This is a genomic window from Pantoea sp. CTOTU46764 (assembly GCF_031974595.1).
Taxonomy (GTDB): Bacteria; Pseudomonadota; Gammaproteobacteria; order Enterobacterales; family Enterobacteriaceae; genus Pantoea; species Pantoea trifolii.
The window spans coordinates 58,247-75,458 of sequence record NZ_DALYOQ010000011.1; the positions used below are offsets into that span (position 1 = coordinate 58,247).

The window sequence follows — 17,212 nt, forward strand, 5'->3', positions numbered from 1 at the left end:
GGCTTACTCGATGTCGAGTGCGTCTTCAGACAGGATGATGCCGGTATTGTCGGCATACAGATGGTCGCCAGAGAAGAAGGTCACGCCGCCGAAGTTAACGCGCACGTCACTTTCGCCAATGCCTTCACCCGCTGCGCCCACCGGAATCGCCGCAATCGCCTGAATGCCGATTTCCAGCTCTTCAAGATCGTCAACCTGACGCACCGAGCCGTAAACCACAATGCCTTCCCACTCATTTTGCGCCGCCAGACTTGCCAGCTGAGCATCGACCAGTGCGCGACGGACCGAACCGCCGCCATCCACCAGCAATACGCGACCCCGACCGTTCTCTTCCAGCAAATCGTAGAGTAAGCCGTTATCTTCGAAACATTTCACTGTGGTGATTTGACCACCGAATGAGCTGCGCCCACCAAAGTTCGAAAAAAGCGGTTCAACAACATTCACAGCTTCGTGGTAGATGTCACAGAGTTCAGATGTATCGTATTTCATGAGGGTTTTCGTCTGTTTGCCACAGGAGCGCTAAGTATATCGCTATCTGGCGATTGTTGGCAAAATCATCAACCGCCAAACAAAGCGTTGCATCAATATCCTGCGTAAAAAAAAGCCCGGCACAGTGGCCGGGCAGCGATTTCGCGGGTGAAGCTTACAGAATGAAGCGGCTGAGATCTTCGTCGGCCACCAGCTCATCCAGATGCTTACCAACGTACTCGGCATCGATAGTGATCGATTCACCGTTACGATCGCTGGCGTCATAGGAGATATCCTCCATCAGACGCTCCAGCACGGTATGCAGACGACGCGCACCGATGTTCTCGGTGGTTTCGTTCACCTGCCATGCGGCTTCGGCGATACGACGTACGGCGTCATCGGTGAAGTCGATATTGACTCCTTCAGTGCCCATCAATGCTTTGTACTGCACGGTAACCGAGGCGTTTGGCTCGGTCAGGATGCGCTCGAAGTCATTGACGGTCAGCGCCTGCAGCTCAACGCGAATCGGCAGACGACCTTGCAGTTCTGGGATCAGATCTGATGGGCTCGCGACCTGGAACGCGCCGGAAGCGATAAACAGAATGTGGTCGGTTTTCACCATGCCGTGCTTGGTGGAAACGGTGCAGCCTTCAACCAGCGGCAGCAGGTCGCGCTGTACGCCTTCGCGTGACACGTCTGGGCCGCCCGCATTCTGGCCGCCGCGCTTACAGATTTTGTCGATTTCATCAATGAACACGATACCGTGCTGCTCAACGGCATCGATGGCATCCTGCTTCAGCTCTTCCGGGTTCACCAGCTTGGCCGCTTCTTCTTCAATCAGCAGCTTCATGGCTTCTTTGATTTTCAGCTTACGCGGTTTCTGCTTCTGGCCACCGAGGTTCTGGAACATCGATTGCAGCTGGCTGGTCATCTCTTCCATGCCTGGAGGCGCCATGATTTCGACGCCAGCCGATGAAGCGGCCAAATCGATCTCAATCTCTTTGTCATCCAGCTGGCCTTCGCGCAGTTTCTTGCGGAAGGACTGACGCGCGGTTGATGGCTCAGCCGCTTGTTCAGCCTGGCCCCAGTTGTTTTTCGCGGGGGGGATCAGCACATCAAGGATGCGCTCTTCCGCCATCTCTTCCGCGCGGTATTTGTTCTTCTCGATCGCCTGGCTGCGCACCATCTTGATGGCAGAATCGGTCAGATCGCGAATGATGGAATCCACCTCTTTGCCGACATAACCCACTTCGGTGAATTTGGTGGCTTCCACTTTGATGAACGGTGCGTTCGCCAGTTTGGCTAAGCGACGGGCGATTTCGGTTTTACCGACGCCGGTAGGACCAATCATCAGAATGTTTTTCGGCGTCACTTCGTGGCGCAGCTCTTCGTCGAGCTGCATGCGGCGCCAGCGGTTACGCAGGGCGATCGCGACCGCCTTCTTTGCGCCGTCCTGGCCGATAATAAAGCGGTTAAGCTCGCTGACAATCTCGCGTGGAGTCATCTCAGACATGATGTTTAGTCCTTAGCCTTAGACGGTAATGCTTCGAAGTTAATATTGTGGTTGGTGTAGATACAGATATCGCCAGCGATGTTCAGCGCTTTCTCCACGATATCGTGCGCACCAATGTCGGTGTTTTCCAACAACGCGCGTGCCGCTGCCTGGGCGTAAGGCCCACCAGAACCAATTGCAATCAGATCATTTTCCGGCTGGATAACGTCGCCGTTGCCGCTGATGATTAATGAGGAGTTTTCGTCGGCCACCGCCAGCAGCGCTTCGAGGCGGCGCAGCATGCGATCGGTACGCCAATCTTTGGCCAGTTCGACCGCCGCTTTCACCAGATGGCCCTGGTGCATTTCCAGCTTGCGCTCAAACAGTTCAAACAGGGTGAAGGCATCTGCGGTACCGCCAGCAAAACCGGCGATCACTTTATCGTTGTAAAGACGACGGACTTTTTTAACGTTGCCTTTCATTACGGTATTGCCGAGCGTAGCCTGGCCATCACCGCCAATCACTACCTGGCCGTTGCGTCGTACACTTACTATTGTTGTCACGGGCAGACCCCTTGTTGCAGTAGAAAAGGAACTCCGCGCACTCGGCGCGGAGTATCATGCAACCAGATATGGGGTAGCTTTGAAGGGTTTCAACCCCCGATAGCGAGGGGAATACAACTTCCGTGGCCGGAACTGTGTAAGCGTTTGACTGTGCTGTCGGCGCTGCTGCGATCTTTGAACGGCCCGATCACCACGCGATTCCAGCCACCGCCGGTCATAATGCGGCTCTCGAATCCTTCAAATGCCAGACCGGCGCGTACAGATTCCGCCTGATCGGTACCTTTGAACGATCCACACTGCACCATCCAGCGCTGTGAAGAGGCTTTCTCTTCGGTTTTCGCCTTGGCCGTTTCCTGCGGTTTGGTCTGTTGCGTTGGCTCACGCGTGATCGGCGCAGCTTGCTGTTGCTGACGCGCGGCCTGTTGTTGCTGCAACTGTTGCTGACGCTGCTGCTGTTGTAACTGTTGCTGCTGACGTTGCAACTGCTGCTGCTGTTGTTGCTGAACCTGCTGCTGTTGTTGCACCTGCTGACGCTGCAGCGTTTGCTGGCGCTGCGCCGGGGTTTGTTCGTTCCACGGCACTTCGTTCAACTGCGTCGGCTGCTGGCGCATATCGGCCTGCATCTGCTCCAGCAACTGGCGCTGTTCGTCGGTCAGCTGAGTTTGAGATTGCACGCCACCGGCCGAAGGCTCAGTCGGCGACGGAACGGTAATTTGGCGATTTTCCAGCTCTTTGATGTACTTCCAGCGCTCTTCCGGCTTCGGCGGCAGGCCGTTACCGTTGGCTTTGTGGTTTGGAATGATCTCAATCTCTTCTTTCTTATGATGCGAGATGAACCATAAACCACCGGCAAAGGTGACCAGCACGGCCACGGCCAGTACCATCATGAGCTTTGAAATGCCTGATCCGCCTTTGCTTTTCTTGCTGCGGCTGGCGGGTTTTTTGCGACGCGTCCCTGTTGAACGCCCGCGGCCTACATAATCTTTCTGTGCCACTTTCGTTCTGCTACCCTTCAAAAAAATGCCAATGGGCATGTAAATGTGCTGTTAATTGCCCGGCAATGAATGCGCCATGTTACGCAAGGGCTGGAACTTTGACCAGCACAGTCTGCCTTCAGAATCCGCTGAAAATGCAGGCTTCTACGCGCTATTTTTCCCTTTTTGCTGCCGGTGCCGTGCTGCCGCGCACGCGTAGCTCCGCATCCAGCAGGCGCGAACCGTTATTCACGCGTTTACCCTGCAGCTCATCAAGTAATAGCAGCATGGCTTCACGACCGATGGCAAAGCGCGGCTGTGCCACGGTGGTCAGCGGCGGATCGTAGTATTGCGCCAGTTCGATATCATCAAAGCCCACTACTGACAGATCCTGTGGAATGCGCATGCCCAATTTGCGCGCCTGATTCATCGCGCCCAGCGCCATCAAGTCGCTATGACAGAAAATCGCCTTCGGCGGCTGCGGCAAACTCATTAGCTGCTTAAGCGCATTCGCGCCGGCTTCAAAGGTGAAGTCGCCGTGTACAATCATTGTCGGGTCGATGGCGATGCTGCTGCGACGCAGCGCCTGAATGTAGCCCTGCAAACGATACTGGCTCAGAGGAATATGTTCTGGCCCGGTGATGCAGGCGATTTGGCGATGACCGAGCTGCAGCAGGTGATTTACCGCTTCAAAAGCGGCGGTCAGGTTATCGATATGTACCGTTGGCAACGCCATTTCCGGCGCAAATTCGTTGCCCATCACCATTGGCGGCAGGTTACGCTGATCTTCAATGCCCGCCTCAAATGGCAGCTGTGAACCCAACAGCACCATGCCGTCGATCTGGCGCGTTAGCATTAAATTCAGGAAGGTTTTTTCCTGTTTGTTCTGATGCGCGCAATCGCCAATCAGTACCAGATAACCTTCATGCGCGGCGGTGACTTCCACGCCGCGAATGATCTCACTGAAGAAGGGATCACAGATATCCGGCACAATCACCAGAATGGTTTGCGTTTCACCGCGTTTGGCATTGCGCGCTAACCCGTGCGGCGCATAACCCACGGCAATCACGGCTTTTTCGACTTTGAGTCGGGTCGCAGCAGAGACTTTTTCTGGATTCATCAACGCACGTGAAACCGTGGCGGTTGAAACGCCTGCTTTCTCGGCCACATCTTTCATGGTGGCGGCGGTGGAGGGTTGCTTCTGGTCCAACGTATAACTCCTGACGCGGTACAGCGCATTGATTTTCTGACATTACCGGGCTTCAACCGGGTCGGCACTATTGTTAACCCAAGGTCGCGCCGGGTTGTTACTTAATTTGCATAAAAATTGTGACTTGTGCGACTTTTTTCGATCTGGCTCGCAGATGTGGCGCGGCCTAGCTCTCGGTGGGATCGATATCCAGCGTCCATTTCACTTTGCGTGACGCGGGCAAGGTGGCGATCAGCGGCAGCGATCCGCTCAACAGCTGTTGCAGACGTTTGCGTGACGGATGCTGCAACAGCAGCTGCCAGCGCCAGCGTCCGCTGCGTTTCGGTGCCAATGCCGGAACCGGCCCCATCAGCCACATCGCGTCATCTTTTAGCGGGCTGGCTTCCAGTAAATTGCGCAGCTGAGTGAGGAATTCCGCCGCTTGTTGGTTATCCATATCTTCTGCGCGGAACAGCGCATGGCTGGTCCACGGTGGCAGCTGCACCGATTGACGCTCCAGCAGCGTTTGATCGGCAAAAGCGAAATAGCCGCGATGCAGCAACGTTTGCAGCAGCGGATGTTCCGGATGATGGGTTTGCAGCAATACTTCGCCCTGTTTACCGGCACGACCGGCGCGGCCCGCGACCTGCGTGTAAAGCTGAGCGAAGCGCTCGGCGGCACGGAAATCGGCGGAGAACAGCGCGCCATCGACATCCAGCAGCGACACCAGCGTGACATCTGGGAAGTGATGACCTTTCGCCAGCATTTGCGTGCCCACCAGAATGCGCGCGCCGCCGCGATGCACATCGGCCAGATGCTGCTCCAGCGCACCTTTACGGCTGGTGGTATCGCGATCGATGCGCGATACCGGCACGCCGGGGAACAGCGTGCCCAGCTGCTGTTCCAGCTGTTCGGTGCCGACGCCAACCGGCATCAAATGCGTCGAACCACAGCTCGGGCACTGATTCGGCAGCGGGCGCTGGCTATCACAATGGTGGCAGCGCAGCTGGCGATGATTCTGGTGCAGCGTGTAGTAGCTATCGCAGCGCTGGCACTCCGCCAGCCAACCGCAATCGTGGCACATCAGCGCCGGAGAGAAGCCACGGCGATTGAGGAATAGCAGAACCTGATTGTCAGCCTGTAGATGCTGACGCATTTTGCCGAGTAGCGCCGGTGCCAGCCCGCCTTTCAGCTGCTGGCCTTTAAGATCAATCAGCTGTTGCAATGCCGGTTTAGCATTGCCCGCGCGTTTGGTGAGATTGAGCTGGCGATATTTGCCGACGCGCACGTTGTGCAGCGTTTCCAGCGCGGGCGTGGCCGAACCCATCACAATCGGAATGTCTTCTTCATGGGCGCGGAACACCGCCAGATCGCGTGCCTGATAGCGCCAGCCTTCCTGCTGTTTGTACGAGCTGTCGTGCTCTTCATCAATAATGATGACGCCGGGACGCGCCAGCGGCGTGAACAGCGCCGAGCGTGTGCCGATAACAATCGCGGTTTCGCCGCTGCGCGCGCGCAGCCAGACGGCCAGGCGTTCGCTGTCATTCAGCGCTGAGTGCAGCACATCAATCGGCGCATCAAAGCGCTCGCGGAAGCGGGCGATGGTTTGCGGCGTCAGGCCGATTTCCGGCACCAGCACCAGCGCCTGTTTGCCGCGTGCCAGCACGTTCTCCAGTACGCTGAGATACACTTCGGTTTTACCCGAACCGGTAATGCCGGCCAGCAGCCACGGCGCATAGTGATCGTCTTCACTGCGCATCGCGCCCACCGCCATCGCCTGATCGGTATTCAGGCGTAGGCGATCACCTTTAACGGCAAAGCGGGTGCGCCAGTCGTGCATCTGCGGCGTATGTTCACGCAAATCGCACAAGCCTTTAGCGCGCAACGCTTGCAACGCGGCATCGGTAAAATCGTGTTCGCTAACCTGATGACGATAGAGCGGTCGCTGACGCAGCATCGCCAACGCTTGTTGCTGTTTCGGCGCGCGCTTCAGACTTTCCATCGCCACTTCACGGCCAGCATCATTTATCACCCATTGCCACAGCGGCGCTTCCTGCGCCGGTTTGCCCTGACGCAGCAGCACCGGCAGCGCATGGCTCAGCACTTCGCCGAGCGGAGAATGATAATAGGTGGCGGCCCAATGCAAAATGCGCCACAGGGCGGGCGAGAACAGACTTTGATCGTCGAGTATGCTTTCTATCTGCTTGAGCTGCGTCAGCGGCAGATCGCTGGTCTCGCGCGTGCCGACCACAATGCCGATCATTTTGCGATTGCCGAACGGCACATTCACGCGTGCGCCCGCCACCGGCTGCGGCGTATCGGCAGGCAGCAAGTAGTCAAACAGGCGAGGTAGCGGAACGGGCAGGGCAACCTGAACAACGGGCATCTGAATCTCTATCCAGTTCTGAATTAAGGAGAAGTAGTGTACACGCCTAATTAGGAAGCGGCTATTTGCTAAAACCGGTTAATTTCTGTATACTATGCCGCCTTCGATGAGATCGCTTGTCGGAGCATACACTTAATGTTCAACCGCGTGTGGTGCTGTGCAGGCTGAGCCTGGCACGGAGAGCGACACGGCCTTTTATGAGGTTCTCCCATGAAACAAGGTATTCACCCTAAGTACGAAGCAGTAACCATGACTTGCTCTTGCGGTAACGTGATCAACACCCGTTCAACCATGGCTTCTGGTCTGAACCTGGACGTGTGCGGCAAATGCCACCCGTTCTACACTGGTAAGCAGCGTATTGCTGACACCGGTGGCCGTGTAGATCGCTTCAACAAGCGTTTCAGCGTGCCAGCAAGCAAGAAATAAGATTTTTGGCCGTCGAATCTTCGCGATTCGGCAGCAAGAAAAAACCCAGCCTCGGCTGGGTTTTTTTATTTCTGGCTTCAGTATTCCCAGCTATCGGGATCGATGCCCATTTCACGCATAATCTGTTTTGCTTCTTCCGGAATCTCATCGCTGCGTTCTTTACGCAAATCGACATCGTTCGGCAGAGGCTGCCCGGTGAAAGCATGCAAAAAGGCTTCACACAGCAGTTCGCTGTTGGTGGCGTGACGCAGGTTGTTCACCTGACGGCGGGTGCGCTCATCCGTTAAAATCTTCAGCACTTTCAGCGGGATAGAAACTGTGATTTTCTTAACCTGCTCGCTCTTCTTGCCATGTTCAGCGTAAGGGCTGATATATTCGCCGTTCCATTCAGCCATGGGTTACCTTAATCAATAAAAGTTGAATATGGGGAAATCCGTTGATTATGCCCGATTTTTCGATGCCTGACCCCTTAAACCGCAGGTTTTATGCTTGAGCACCGCTTCTGTAAAGGAAAGCGCGCTGAACACCAGGCGATGACGGACAATTTTAGCGGTTATTGATGATTTGCTCAATCTATACGCAAAGACATTTAGATGTCCAGATGTATTGACGTCTATGTGCGGAGTGTTATTCTGTTGCTCTTCTTTTTCTTCAGGAACAGTAAGCACCATGACGCGTAAACAGGCAACCATCGCAGTACGTAGCGGTTTGAATGATGACGAGCAATATGGCTGCGTTGTCCCACCGATTCATCTCTCCAGCACCTATAACTTCCTCGACTTCAATGAGCCGCGTGCGCATGACTATTCACGTCGTGGTAACCCAACGCGCGATGTGGTTCAGCGCGCGCTGGCAGAGCTGGAAGGTGGCGCAGGCGCGGTATTAACCAATACCGGCATGTCGGCGATTCATTTGGTGACAACTGTGTTCCTGAAGCCGGGCGATCTGCTGGTGGCGCCACACGACTGTTACGGCGGCAGCTATCGTCTGTTCGATAGCCTGAGCAAGCGCGGTGCGTATCGCGTTAAGTTCGTCGATCAAGGCGATAAAGCGGCACTGGACGCGGCATTAGCCGAAAAACCGAAACTGGTGCTGGTTGAAAGCCCAAGCAATCCACTGCTGCGTGTGGTCGATATCGCCAGCATTTGCGCCGCCGCGCGTGAAGCGGGCGCCATTAGCGTGGTGGACAACACCTTCCTCAGCCCGGCGTTGCAAAACCCGCTGGCGCTGGGCGCCGATCTGGTTGTTCACTCCTGCACCAAATACCTGAATGGTCACTCGGATGTGGTGGCGGGCGCGGTAATTTCGAAAGATCCGGCGATGGCCACCGATCTGGCGTGGTGGGCGAATAATATTGGTGTAACCGGCGCAGCGTTTGATAGCTACCTGCTGCTGCGCGGTCTTCGCACGCTGTCACCGCGTATCGCGGCAGCACAACGCAATGCATTGGCGATTGTTGATTACCTGAAGCAACAACCGCTGGTGAAAAAACTGTATCATCCGTCTCTGCCGGAAAATGCCGGTCATGAGTTCGCGGTACGTCAGCAGCGTGGCTTTGGTGCGATGTTGAGTTTTGAAATCGATGCCGATGAGGCTCGCCTGCGCCGCTTCCTGAAAGCGCTGCAGCTGTTCACGCTGGCTGAATCACTCGGCGGCGTAGAGAGTTTGATTTCGCATACCGCGACCATGACGCATGCCGGCATGTCTGCAGAAGCGCGCGCGGCAGCGGGAATTTCGGAAACACTGCTGCGTATTTCTGTTGGGATTGAAGATCACGAAGATTTAATCGCCGATCTGGATAATGCATTCCGGATCGCAGCCGAGGAGTAATCATGACGAGTTCAGTGGGCGCGGGAACGCCGATCAAGCAGTTGCATAAATTTGGTGGCAGTAGCCTGGCCGACGCACGTTGCTATCAGCGCGTGGCCAGCATCATGGCGGATTACAGCCAGCCAGGCGACTTAATGGTGGTCTCTGCCGCTGGCAGCACCACTAACCAGTTGATCAGCTGGCTGAAATTGAGCCAGAGCGATCGCTTATCTGCCCATCAGGTGCAACAGGCTTTACGGCGTTTTCACAGCGAGTTAATTGCTGCGCTGCTGCCTGCTGAATATGCCGAAACCCTGACGTCTTCATTTATACGCGATCTGGAAAGACTGGCGGCGCTGCTCGATGGCACCATCACCGATGCGGTGTATGCGGAAGTGGTGGGGCACGGTGAAATCTGGTCGGCGCGCTTGATGGCCGCGGTGCTGAGCCAGCGCGAGATCGAAGCCGCCTGGCTGGATGCGCGTGACTTCCTGCGTGCTGAACGTGCCGCGCAGCCGCAGGTTGATGAAGGCAAATCCTGGCCGCTGCTGCAGGAGTTGTTAACACAGCATCCGCATAAGCGTTTGGTAGTGACCGGATTTATCAGCCGCAGTGAAGCGGGTGAAACCGTGCTGCTAGGTCGTAACGGCTCGGACTACTCGGCAACGCAGATTGGTGCGCTGGCGGGCGTGGGTCGCGTAACCATCTGGAGCGATGTGGCGGGCGTTTACAGCGCCGATCCGCGTAAAGTTTCTGATGCTTGTTTGCTGCCGCTGCTGCGTCTCGATGAAGCCAGCGAGCTGGCGCGTCTGGCTGCGCCGGTGCTGCATACCCGCACCTTGCAGCCGGTTTCCAACAGCGACATCGATTTGCAGCTGCGTTGCAGCTATCAACCGGAGCAAGGCTCGACGCGTATTGAACGCGTGCTGGCATCTGGCACCGGCGCGCGAATCGTTACCAGCCACGATGATGTGTGTCTGGTGGAGATTCAAATCCCCGACAATCACGATTTCAAAACGCAGCAGAAAGAGATCGATCTGCTGCTGAAGCGCGCGCAGCTGCGTCCGCTGGCGATTGGTGTACATCCCGATCGTCGCCTGCTGCAGCTGTGTTACACCTCGGAAGTCGTGAATAGCGCCTTCAACCTATTGCAGGATGCCGCACTGCCGGGCCATCTGCAGCTGCGCGACGGCTTAGCGCTGGTGGCGCTGGTGGGCGCAGGCGTGACGCGTAATCCGCTGCACAGCCACCGCTTCTGGCAGCAGATCAAAGATCAGCCGGTGGAGTTTGTCTGGCAATCCGAAGATCACATCAGCATCGTGGCGGTACTGCGCGTCGGCCCGACGCAGCACCTGATTCAGGGACTGCATCAGTCGCTGTTCCGCGCAGAAAAACGCATCGGTTTGATGTTGTTCGGCAAAGGCAACATCGGTTCACGCTGGCTGGAGCTGTTTGCCCGCGAGCAGGAAACATTGTCGGCGCGTACGGGATTTGAGTTTGTGCTGGCGGGCGTCGCAGACAGCAGCCGCAGTTTGCTAAGTTACGACGGTCTGGAAGCCAGCCGCGCATTGGCGTTTTTTGATGATGAAGCGGTAGAGCGTGATGAAGAGTCGCTTTTCCTGTGGATGCGTGCGCACCCGTTCGATGATTTAGTGGTGCTGGACGTCACCGCCAGCGAGCAGCTGGCGCAGCAGTATCACGATTTCGCCAGCCACGGCTTCCACGTCATCAGTGCCAACAAGGTTGCCGGTGCGTCGAGCGGCAAGAGCTGGCGTCAGGTGCGTGATGCTTTCGCCAAAACCGGTCGTCACTGGCTGTATAACGCCACCGTCGGTGCCGGGTTGCCGGTCAATCACACGGTGCGCGATTTGCGCGAAAGCGGCGATAGCATTCTGGCGATCAGCGGTATCTTCTCCGGCACGCTCTCCTGGCTGTTCCTGCAATTTGATGGCACGGTGCCGTTTAGTGAGCTGGTCGATCAGGCGTGGCAGCAAGGCCTGACCGAACCGGACCCGCGCGTTGATTTGTCCGGGCAGGACGTGATGCGCAAGCTGGTGATTCTGGCACGTGAAGCGGGCTACGACATCGAGCCGGATCAGGTGCGAGTCGAATCGCTGGTGCCGGCGATTTGCGACGGTGAGTCGATTGATCACTTCTTCGAAAACGCTGACGAACTGAATGACCAGATGCTGCAGCGTCTGGAAGCAGCGCAGGAGATGGGCTTAGTGCTGCGTTACGTGGCGCGTTTCGATGCCAATGGCAAAGCGCGCGTCGGCGTGGAAGCGGTACGTCCCGAGCATCCGCTGGCCGCGTTGCTGCCGTGCGATAACGTGTTTGCCATTGAAAGCCGCTGGTACCGCGATAATCCGCTGGTGATTCGCGGACCGGGCGCAGGCCGTGATGTTACGGCGGGCGCGCTGCAATCGGATATCAACCGCCTCGCACAGCTGCTGTAATCTGCCTCACTCTGCAGACGGCATCAGCCGTCTGCACTCTTCACCTTCTCCCGCGCATCATGAAACGCTTTCACCTTGATTGAAGATTTGTCACGCCCGTACATTAATTTTCTGTTGACGCTGGCGCGCGAATCGTTCATTTTGTGCATCTGGACGTCTAAACGTATGGATGTTCGAAGGCCGCAAAATAATCGATATGTGATGACGAGGTAATTAGGATGAGTTTCTTTCACGCCAATCAACGCGAAGCGTTGAACCAGAGCCTGGCTGAGCTGAACGGGCAAATTAATGTCTCTTTCGAATTTTTCCCGCCACGCACCAGTGAAATGGAAGAAACCCTGTGGAGCTCAATCGATCGACTGAGCAGCCTGAAGCCGAAATTCGTCTCCGTCACTTACGGTGCCAACTCGGGCGAGCGCGACCGTACGCACAGCATCATTAAAGGCATTAAAGATCGCACCGGTCTGGAAGCGGCACCGCATCTGACCTGTATCGATGCCACGCGTGATGAGCTGCGCGCTATCGCACGTGATTACTGGAATAGCGGCATTCGCCATATCGTGGCACTGCGCGGTGATTTACCGCCGGGCAGCGGCAAGCCGGAAATGTACGGTTCGGATTTAGTTGAACTGCTGAAAGATGTCGGCGATTTCGATATCTCGGTGGCGGCCTACCCGGAAGTGCATCCCGAAGCGAAAAGCGCACAGGCCGATTTGATCAACCTGAAGCGTAAAATCGATGCCGGTGCTAACCGCGCCATCACCCAATTCTTCTTCGATGTGGAAAGCTACCTGCGCTTCCGCGACCGCTGTGTCGCAACCGGTATCGACGTGGAAATCGTGCCAGGTATTTTGCCGGTCTCTAACTTTAAACAGCTACAACGCTTCGCCACCATGACCAATGTGCGTGTGCCGGGCTGGATGAGTGCGATGTTTGAAGGTCTGGATAACGATCCGGAAACGCGCAAAATGGTGGGTGCCAGCGTCGCTATGGACATGGTGAAAATCCTGTCGCGGGAAGGGGTGAAGGATTTCCATTTCTATACGCTGAATCGCGCCGAATTGAGTTACGCCATTTGCCACACGCTGGGCGTGCGCCCGGCGATTGGGGGTTAATGCCCTCACCCTAACCCTCTCCCGCAAGCGGGCGAGGGAATGTTTAGGTGGGGAAATGTGTAACATCTGTGCTTGATCGGTCCCCTCTCCCGCAAGCGGGAGAGGGTTAGGGTGAGGGGAAAAAATTACCCCGTATTACGCATACCTGCCGCAACACCCGCGATCGTCACCATCAGCGCTTGTTCTACACGCGCATCAGGCTCATCACCGCGCTCTTCCTGCGCACGCGAACGATGCAGCAGTTCAGCCTGCAACACGTTCAGCGGATCGGTATAGACGTTACGCAGCGCGATAGATTCAGCAATCCACGGTTGGTCAGCCATCAAATGCGCATCGTTGGCGATGGTCAGCACCGCTTTGATATCCGCATCCAGCTGATCGCGCAGCTGCTTGCCGAGCGGCCACAGTGATTTATCCACCAGACGCTGATCGTAATATTCCGCCAGCCACAGATCGGCTTTTGAGAACACCATCTCCAGCATGCCAAGACGTGTGGCGAAGAACGGCCATTCGCGGCACATGTTTTCCAGCTCATCCTGATGACCTTCATCCATCGCTTTCTGCAACGCGGCACCCGCGCCCAGCCAGGCGGGCAACATCAGGCGGTTCTGCGTCCAGGCGAAGATCCAGGGAATCGCACGCAGCGATTCCACACCGCCGGTTGGGCGACGTTTAGCCGGACGTGAACCCAGCGGCAATTTACCCAGCTCCTGCTCTGGCGTGGCCGAGCGGAAATAGGGCACGAAGTCCGGGTTTTCACGCACATAACCGCGATACATCGCACAGGAGTGCGCCGACAAACCGTTCATGATCTCCTGCCATTCGCGCTTTGGTTCCGGCGGTGGCAGCAGGTTGGCTTCCAGAATCGCACCGGTATACAGCGACAGGCTGGCAATGGTGACTTCTGGCAAACCGTATTTGAAGCGAATCATCTCGCCCTGTTCGGTCACGCGCAGGCCACCTTTCAGGCTGCCCGGCGGCTGTGACAACAACGCAGCATGAGCTGGCGCGCCGCCACGACCGATTGAGCCGCCGCGTCCGTGGAACAGCGTCAGCGTAATGCCCGCGCTCTCACAGGTTTTGATTAGCGCATCCTGCGCCTGATATTGCGCCCAGCTGGCGGCCATCACGCCGGCATCTTTCGCCGAGTCGGAATAGCCAATCATCACCATCTGTTTGCCGTTGATAAAGCCGCGATACCAGTCGATGTTCAACAACTGCGTCATCACGTCGTTGGCGTTGTTCAGGTCATCGAGGGTTTCGAACAGCGGCGCAACCGGCATGGCGTAAGGAATGCCGGCTTCTTTCAGCAGCAGATGCACGGCCAGCACGTCCGACGGGGTTTTCGCCATGGAGATCACGTAGGAAGCAATCGAACCCTGCGGCGCTTCGGCCACCACTTTGCAGGTATCCAACACTTCACGTGTCTCATCGCCCGGTTCCCACTGATGCGGCAACAGCGGGCGCTTAGAATTCAGTTCGCGGATCAGGAAGGCTTGTTTATCCGCTTCTGACCAGCTTTCGTAATCACCAAGGCCGAGATAACGCGTTACTTCGGCAATCGCCTGGGTATGGCGGGTGCTCTCCTGACGGATATCGATACGCACCAGCGGCACGCCGAAACACTTCACGCGGCGCAGCGTGTCCAGCAGCTGGCCGTTGGCGATGATGCCCATGCCGCACTGTTGCAGAGATTGGTAGATAGCGAACAGCGGTTCCCACAGCTGATCGTTGGAGACCAGCAGATCGGCCGGACGCGGCAGGCGCTCGCCTTTCAGACGACGGCCAAGATAGGCTTGCGTGGTCATGAGCTGGCTGCGAATGCGCTTCAGCACCATACGGTACGGCTCGAGCGCTTCCGGATCGCCGCACAGCTCGCGTACTTCGTCGCTACATTCGGACATCGACAGCTCAGAAACCAGCACGCCGATATCGCGCAGGAACAGGTCCGCGGCTTTCCAGCGGCTCAGCTGCATCGCGTGGCGGGTAATCGGTGCGGTGACGTTCGGGTTGCCGTCACGGTCGCCGCCCATCCACGAAGTAAATTTAATCGGCACGAAATCGACCGGCAGCTTAATGCCAAAGGTCTCTTCAACTTGCTCGTTCAGCTCACGTAGGAAGGCGGGCACGCCTTGCCACAAACTGTTTTCCACCACGGCAAAGCCCCATTTAGCTTCATCGATTGGCGTTGGACGGTATTTGCGGATCTCGTCGGTGTGCCACGCTTGCGCCACCAGCTGGCGCAGACGGCGCATCACCTGCGTGCGCTCGTAATCGGAAATGTCGCTGTGATCGAGTTGCTGCAAGCAGCTGTTCACTTCGCCCAGCATATGGATCAGCGTGCGGCGGGTAATTTCGGTGGGGTGCGCAGTCAGCACCAGCTCCAGCGACAGCTCTTCAATTGACTGACGGATTGCCGCTTCGCTGATATCGCCTTGCTGTTTCAGGCGCTCGAAAGTCTTTTTCAGCAGTTCAGGATGGTTCGCGCCATCACCGCTACGCGAAATGGTTTGGTACTGTTCAGCGACGTTGGTGAGATTAAGGAACTGGCTAAAGGCACGCGCCACCGGCAGCAGCTCGTCATTCGACAGATTTTGCAGCGTGGTCAGCAGTTCCTGACGATGGGTGTCATTTCCCGCACGGGATGACTTAGAGAGTTTACGGATGGTCTCCACCTGGTCGAGGATGTTCTCTCCTAGTGCATCCTTAATCGTATCCCCGAGCAGTTTGCCGAGCATACTGACATTACTTCGCATTGCGGAATATTGTTCGTTCATTGGACCCTGACACCCTCATCATCTTTTTAAATATCCCCACGGGAATGATTTACCCACGGGCATAACATCGTCTTTTATCTAGCCACGTATCTTCCTGCACGTCAATTGCCTTAAATCTACGTAAATGTGCTGCTAAATGGCGGAAATTCAAAGAATTTGCTTGCAGCGAAGCGAGATAAGTTATTCTTATTATCAAATCCCGAACAATGACGGGGCAATTTGCTGATTTAACAGTGAAATGCCCCATCTGTTGTTCATCAATGACAAAAATGCTGCACGACTTGAGTGATAAGCGCATGAGTCGGCTTGATAAATGCGGTATCAATAAACTCATCAGGTTGGTGGGCTTGATTGATAGATCCCGGGCCTAAAACCAGCGTTGGGCACAATTGCTGGATAAAAGGCGCTTCAGTGCAATAGTTTACCACTTCGGTTGGCACGCCCAGCAGCTTCTCCACCACTTGCACCAGCTCATGATCGGCCGGGCATTCGTAGCCTGGAATCGGCGGATGCAGTTCGCCCACGGTTAATCGTCCGGGCCAGCGTGCACTCACCGGTGCCAGCGCGTCATTCAGTAAACCATCCAAATCGCTCAGGGTTAAGCCCGGCAGCGGACGAATATCCATATGCAATTCACAGCAGGCGCAAATGCGGTTGGCGGCATCGCCACCATGAATATGGCCGAAGTTCATGGTTGGATAAGGAATGGCAAACCCATCGTGGTTGTAGCGCTCTTTCAATGTGTTACGCAGCTGCATCAGTTGGGTGATGGATTCATGCATCAGCTCAATGGCGTTGACGCCGCGTGACGGATCGCTGGAGTGGCCCGATTGTCCCTGAATACGAATCACATTCGACAGATGACCTTTGTGCGCGCGTACTGGCTTGAGCGAGGTTGGCTCGCCGATGATGGCGCAATCCGGACGCAGTTGCGTTGATTCAGAGAAATACTTCGCGCCCGCCATGGTGGTCTCTTCATCGGCGGTGGCGAGGATGTAGAGCGGCTTGCTGAGTTTGGTCACGTCAACGTCACGCAGCGCATCCAGAATAAAGGCAAAGAAGCCTTTCATATCGGCGGTGCCCAGGCCGTACAGCTTGTTGTCGTGTTCCGTCAGCGTGAAGGGATCGCGCGTCCAGCGGCCATCATCATAGGGAACGGTGTCAGTATGACCGGCCAGTAACAGGCCGCCTGCGCCCAATCCGCTGCGCGCCAGCATGTTGAATTTATGCCGCGTGCCAGGTACCGGCTGCACTTCTACACTGAAGCCAATATCGCGGAACCAGCCGGCCAGCAAATTGATTAAAGTTTCATTACTCTGATCCAGTGCGCTATCGGTTGCGCTGATTGATGGCGTGGCAATCAACTGGCGGTAGAGTTCGATAAAAGGTGGTAATTTTGTCTTCACTGTTGACGGTCCTTGGGTTAGGATGTATCAATATTAATGCATTAATAGTGAATAAAAATACAATAACGTCGCTTGCATGTGAAGCATCAAATCTTCTGCAAACGGCATTCTGGGCAACGGGGCAAGGCCGCGACCCGATACGTGACTGTAA

Annotated in this window: 13 protein-coding genes; 4 read left to right on the plus strand and 9 right to left on the minus strand. The window is 56.1% G+C overall.

Features of this window, described 5'->3' with window-relative positions:
• Positions 1–3 precede the first annotated feature (3 nt).
• The 6 genes from rraA to priA form a co-directional block, all read right to left on the minus strand.
• Entirely contained in the window at positions 4–489 is a 486-nt protein-coding gene (gene rraA / locus RTM06_RS06365) for a ribonuclease E activity regulator RraA (RefSeq protein WP_061720294.1), read from the minus strand.
• A 154-nt stretch (positions 490–643) separates the two neighbouring features.
• Entirely contained in the window at positions 644–1,981 is a 1,338-nt protein-coding gene (hslU, locus tag RTM06_RS06370; protein ID WP_008109676.1) for an HslU--HslV peptidase ATPase subunit, read from the minus strand.
• A 5-nt stretch (positions 1,982–1,986) separates the two neighbouring features.
• Positions 1,987–2,523 (minus strand): ATP-dependent protease subunit HslV, encoded by a 537-nt coding sequence (gene hslV / locus RTM06_RS06375; RefSeq protein ID WP_008109674.1) that lies wholly within the window; start codon positions 2,521–2,523, stop codon positions 1,987–1,989.
• An 89-nt stretch (positions 2,524–2,612) separates the two neighbouring features.
• The gene (gene ftsN, locus RTM06_RS06380) at positions 2,613–3,518 is read right to left on the minus strand and encodes a cell division protein FtsN (RefSeq protein WP_312180752.1); all 906 of its coding nucleotides are present in this window, start codon (positions 3,516–3,518) and stop codon (positions 2,613–2,615) included.
• Between the two features lie 151 nt (positions 3,519–3,669).
• Entirely contained in the window at positions 3,670–4,707 is a 1,038-nt protein-coding gene (gene cytR / locus RTM06_RS06385; protein ID WP_061720292.1) for a DNA-binding transcriptional regulator CytR, read from the minus strand.
• 166 nt (positions 4,708–4,873) lie between these two features.
• Positions 4,874–7,072, minus strand: a complete 2,199-nt coding sequence (gene priA, locus RTM06_RS06390; RefSeq protein ID WP_312180754.1) for a primosomal protein N' — start codon at positions 7,070–7,072, stop codon at positions 4,874–4,876.
• 210 nt (positions 7,073–7,282) lie between these two features.
• On the opposite strand from priA, the gene rpmE reads away from it, so the two are divergent.
• Complete coding sequence (rpmE, locus tag RTM06_RS06395; RefSeq protein WP_007885402.1) at positions 7,283–7,498, plus strand: 50S ribosomal protein L31; 216 nt, start codon at positions 7,283–7,285, stop codon at positions 7,496–7,498.
• Positions 7,499–7,575: 77 nt separating this feature from the next.
• On the opposite strand, the gene metJ is transcribed toward rpmE, so the two are convergent.
• The gene (gene metJ, locus RTM06_RS06400) at positions 7,576–7,893 is read right to left on the minus strand and encodes a met regulon transcriptional regulator MetJ (protein WP_007885403.1); all 318 of its coding nucleotides are present in this window, start codon (positions 7,891–7,893) and stop codon (positions 7,576–7,578) included.
• A gap of 274 nt (positions 7,894–8,167) precedes the next feature.
• On the opposite strand from metJ, the gene metB reads away from it, so the two are divergent.
• The 3 genes from metB (at position 8,168) to metF (ending at position 12,878) form a co-directional block, all read left to right on the plus strand.
• Entirely contained in the window at positions 8,168–9,328 is a 1,161-nt protein-coding gene (metB, locus tag RTM06_RS06405) for a cystathionine gamma-synthase (protein WP_179453190.1), read from the plus strand.
• A gap of 2 nt (positions 9,329–9,330) precedes the next feature.
• Positions 9,331–11,763, plus strand: a complete 2,433-nt coding sequence (locus tag RTM06_RS06410; protein ID WP_312180759.1) for a bifunctional aspartate kinase/homoserine dehydrogenase II — start codon at positions 9,331–9,333, stop codon at positions 11,761–11,763.
• 218 nt (positions 11,764–11,981) lie between these two features.
• Positions 11,982–12,878 carry a methylenetetrahydrofolate reductase gene (metF, locus tag RTM06_RS06415; protein ID WP_256697811.1) on the plus strand — a complete coding sequence of 299 codons (897 nt, stop codon included), beginning with the start codon at positions 11,982–11,984 and terminating at the stop codon, positions 12,876–12,878.
• A 125-nt stretch (positions 12,879–13,003) separates the two neighbouring features.
• On the opposite strand, the gene ppc is transcribed toward metF, so the two are convergent.
• Positions 13,004–15,655, minus strand: coding sequence for a phosphoenolpyruvate carboxylase (ppc, locus tag RTM06_RS06420; RefSeq protein WP_008109660.1), 2,652 nt, complete (start codon positions 15,653–15,655; stop codon positions 13,004–13,006).
• Positions 15,656–15,912: 257 nt separating this feature from the next.
• Positions 15,913–17,061 (minus strand): acetylornithine deacetylase, encoded by a 1,149-nt coding sequence (gene argE, locus RTM06_RS06425; RefSeq protein WP_007885409.1) that lies wholly within the window; start codon positions 17,059–17,061, stop codon positions 15,913–15,915.
• Between the last annotated feature and the right edge of the window lie 151 nt (positions 17,062–17,212).

Coding starts and splice junctions, on each gene's coding strand:
- metF (WP_256697811.1), top strand. CDS start 11,982: ATGAGTTTCTTTCACGCCAATCAACGCGAAGCGTTGAACCAGAGCCTG.
- priA (WP_312180754.1), bottom strand. CDS start 7,072: ATGCCCGTTGTTCAGGTTGCCCTGCCCGTTCCGCTACCTCGCCTGTTT.
- ppc (WP_008109660.1), bottom strand. CDS start 15,655: ATGAACGAACAATATTCCGCAATGCGAAGTAATGTCAGTATGCTCGGC.
- RTM06_RS06410 (WP_312180759.1), top strand. CDS start 9,331: ATGACGAGTTCAGTGGGCGCGGGAACGCCGATCAAGCAGTTGCATAAA.
- rpmE (WP_007885402.1), top strand. CDS start 7,283: ATGAAACAAGGTATTCACCCTAAGTACGAAGCAGTAACCATGACTTGC.
- metB (WP_179453190.1), top strand. CDS start 8,168: ATGACGCGTAAACAGGCAACCATCGCAGTACGTAGCGGTTTGAATGAT.
- metJ (WP_007885403.1), bottom strand. CDS start 7,893: ATGGCTGAATGGAACGGCGAATATATCAGCCCTTACGCTGAACATGGC.
- hslU (WP_008109676.1), bottom strand. CDS start 1,981: ATGTCTGAGATGACTCCACGCGAGATTGTCAGCGAGCTTAACCGCTTT.
- rraA (WP_061720294.1), bottom strand. CDS start 489: ATGAAATACGATACATCTGAACTCTGTGACATCTACCACGAAGCTGTG.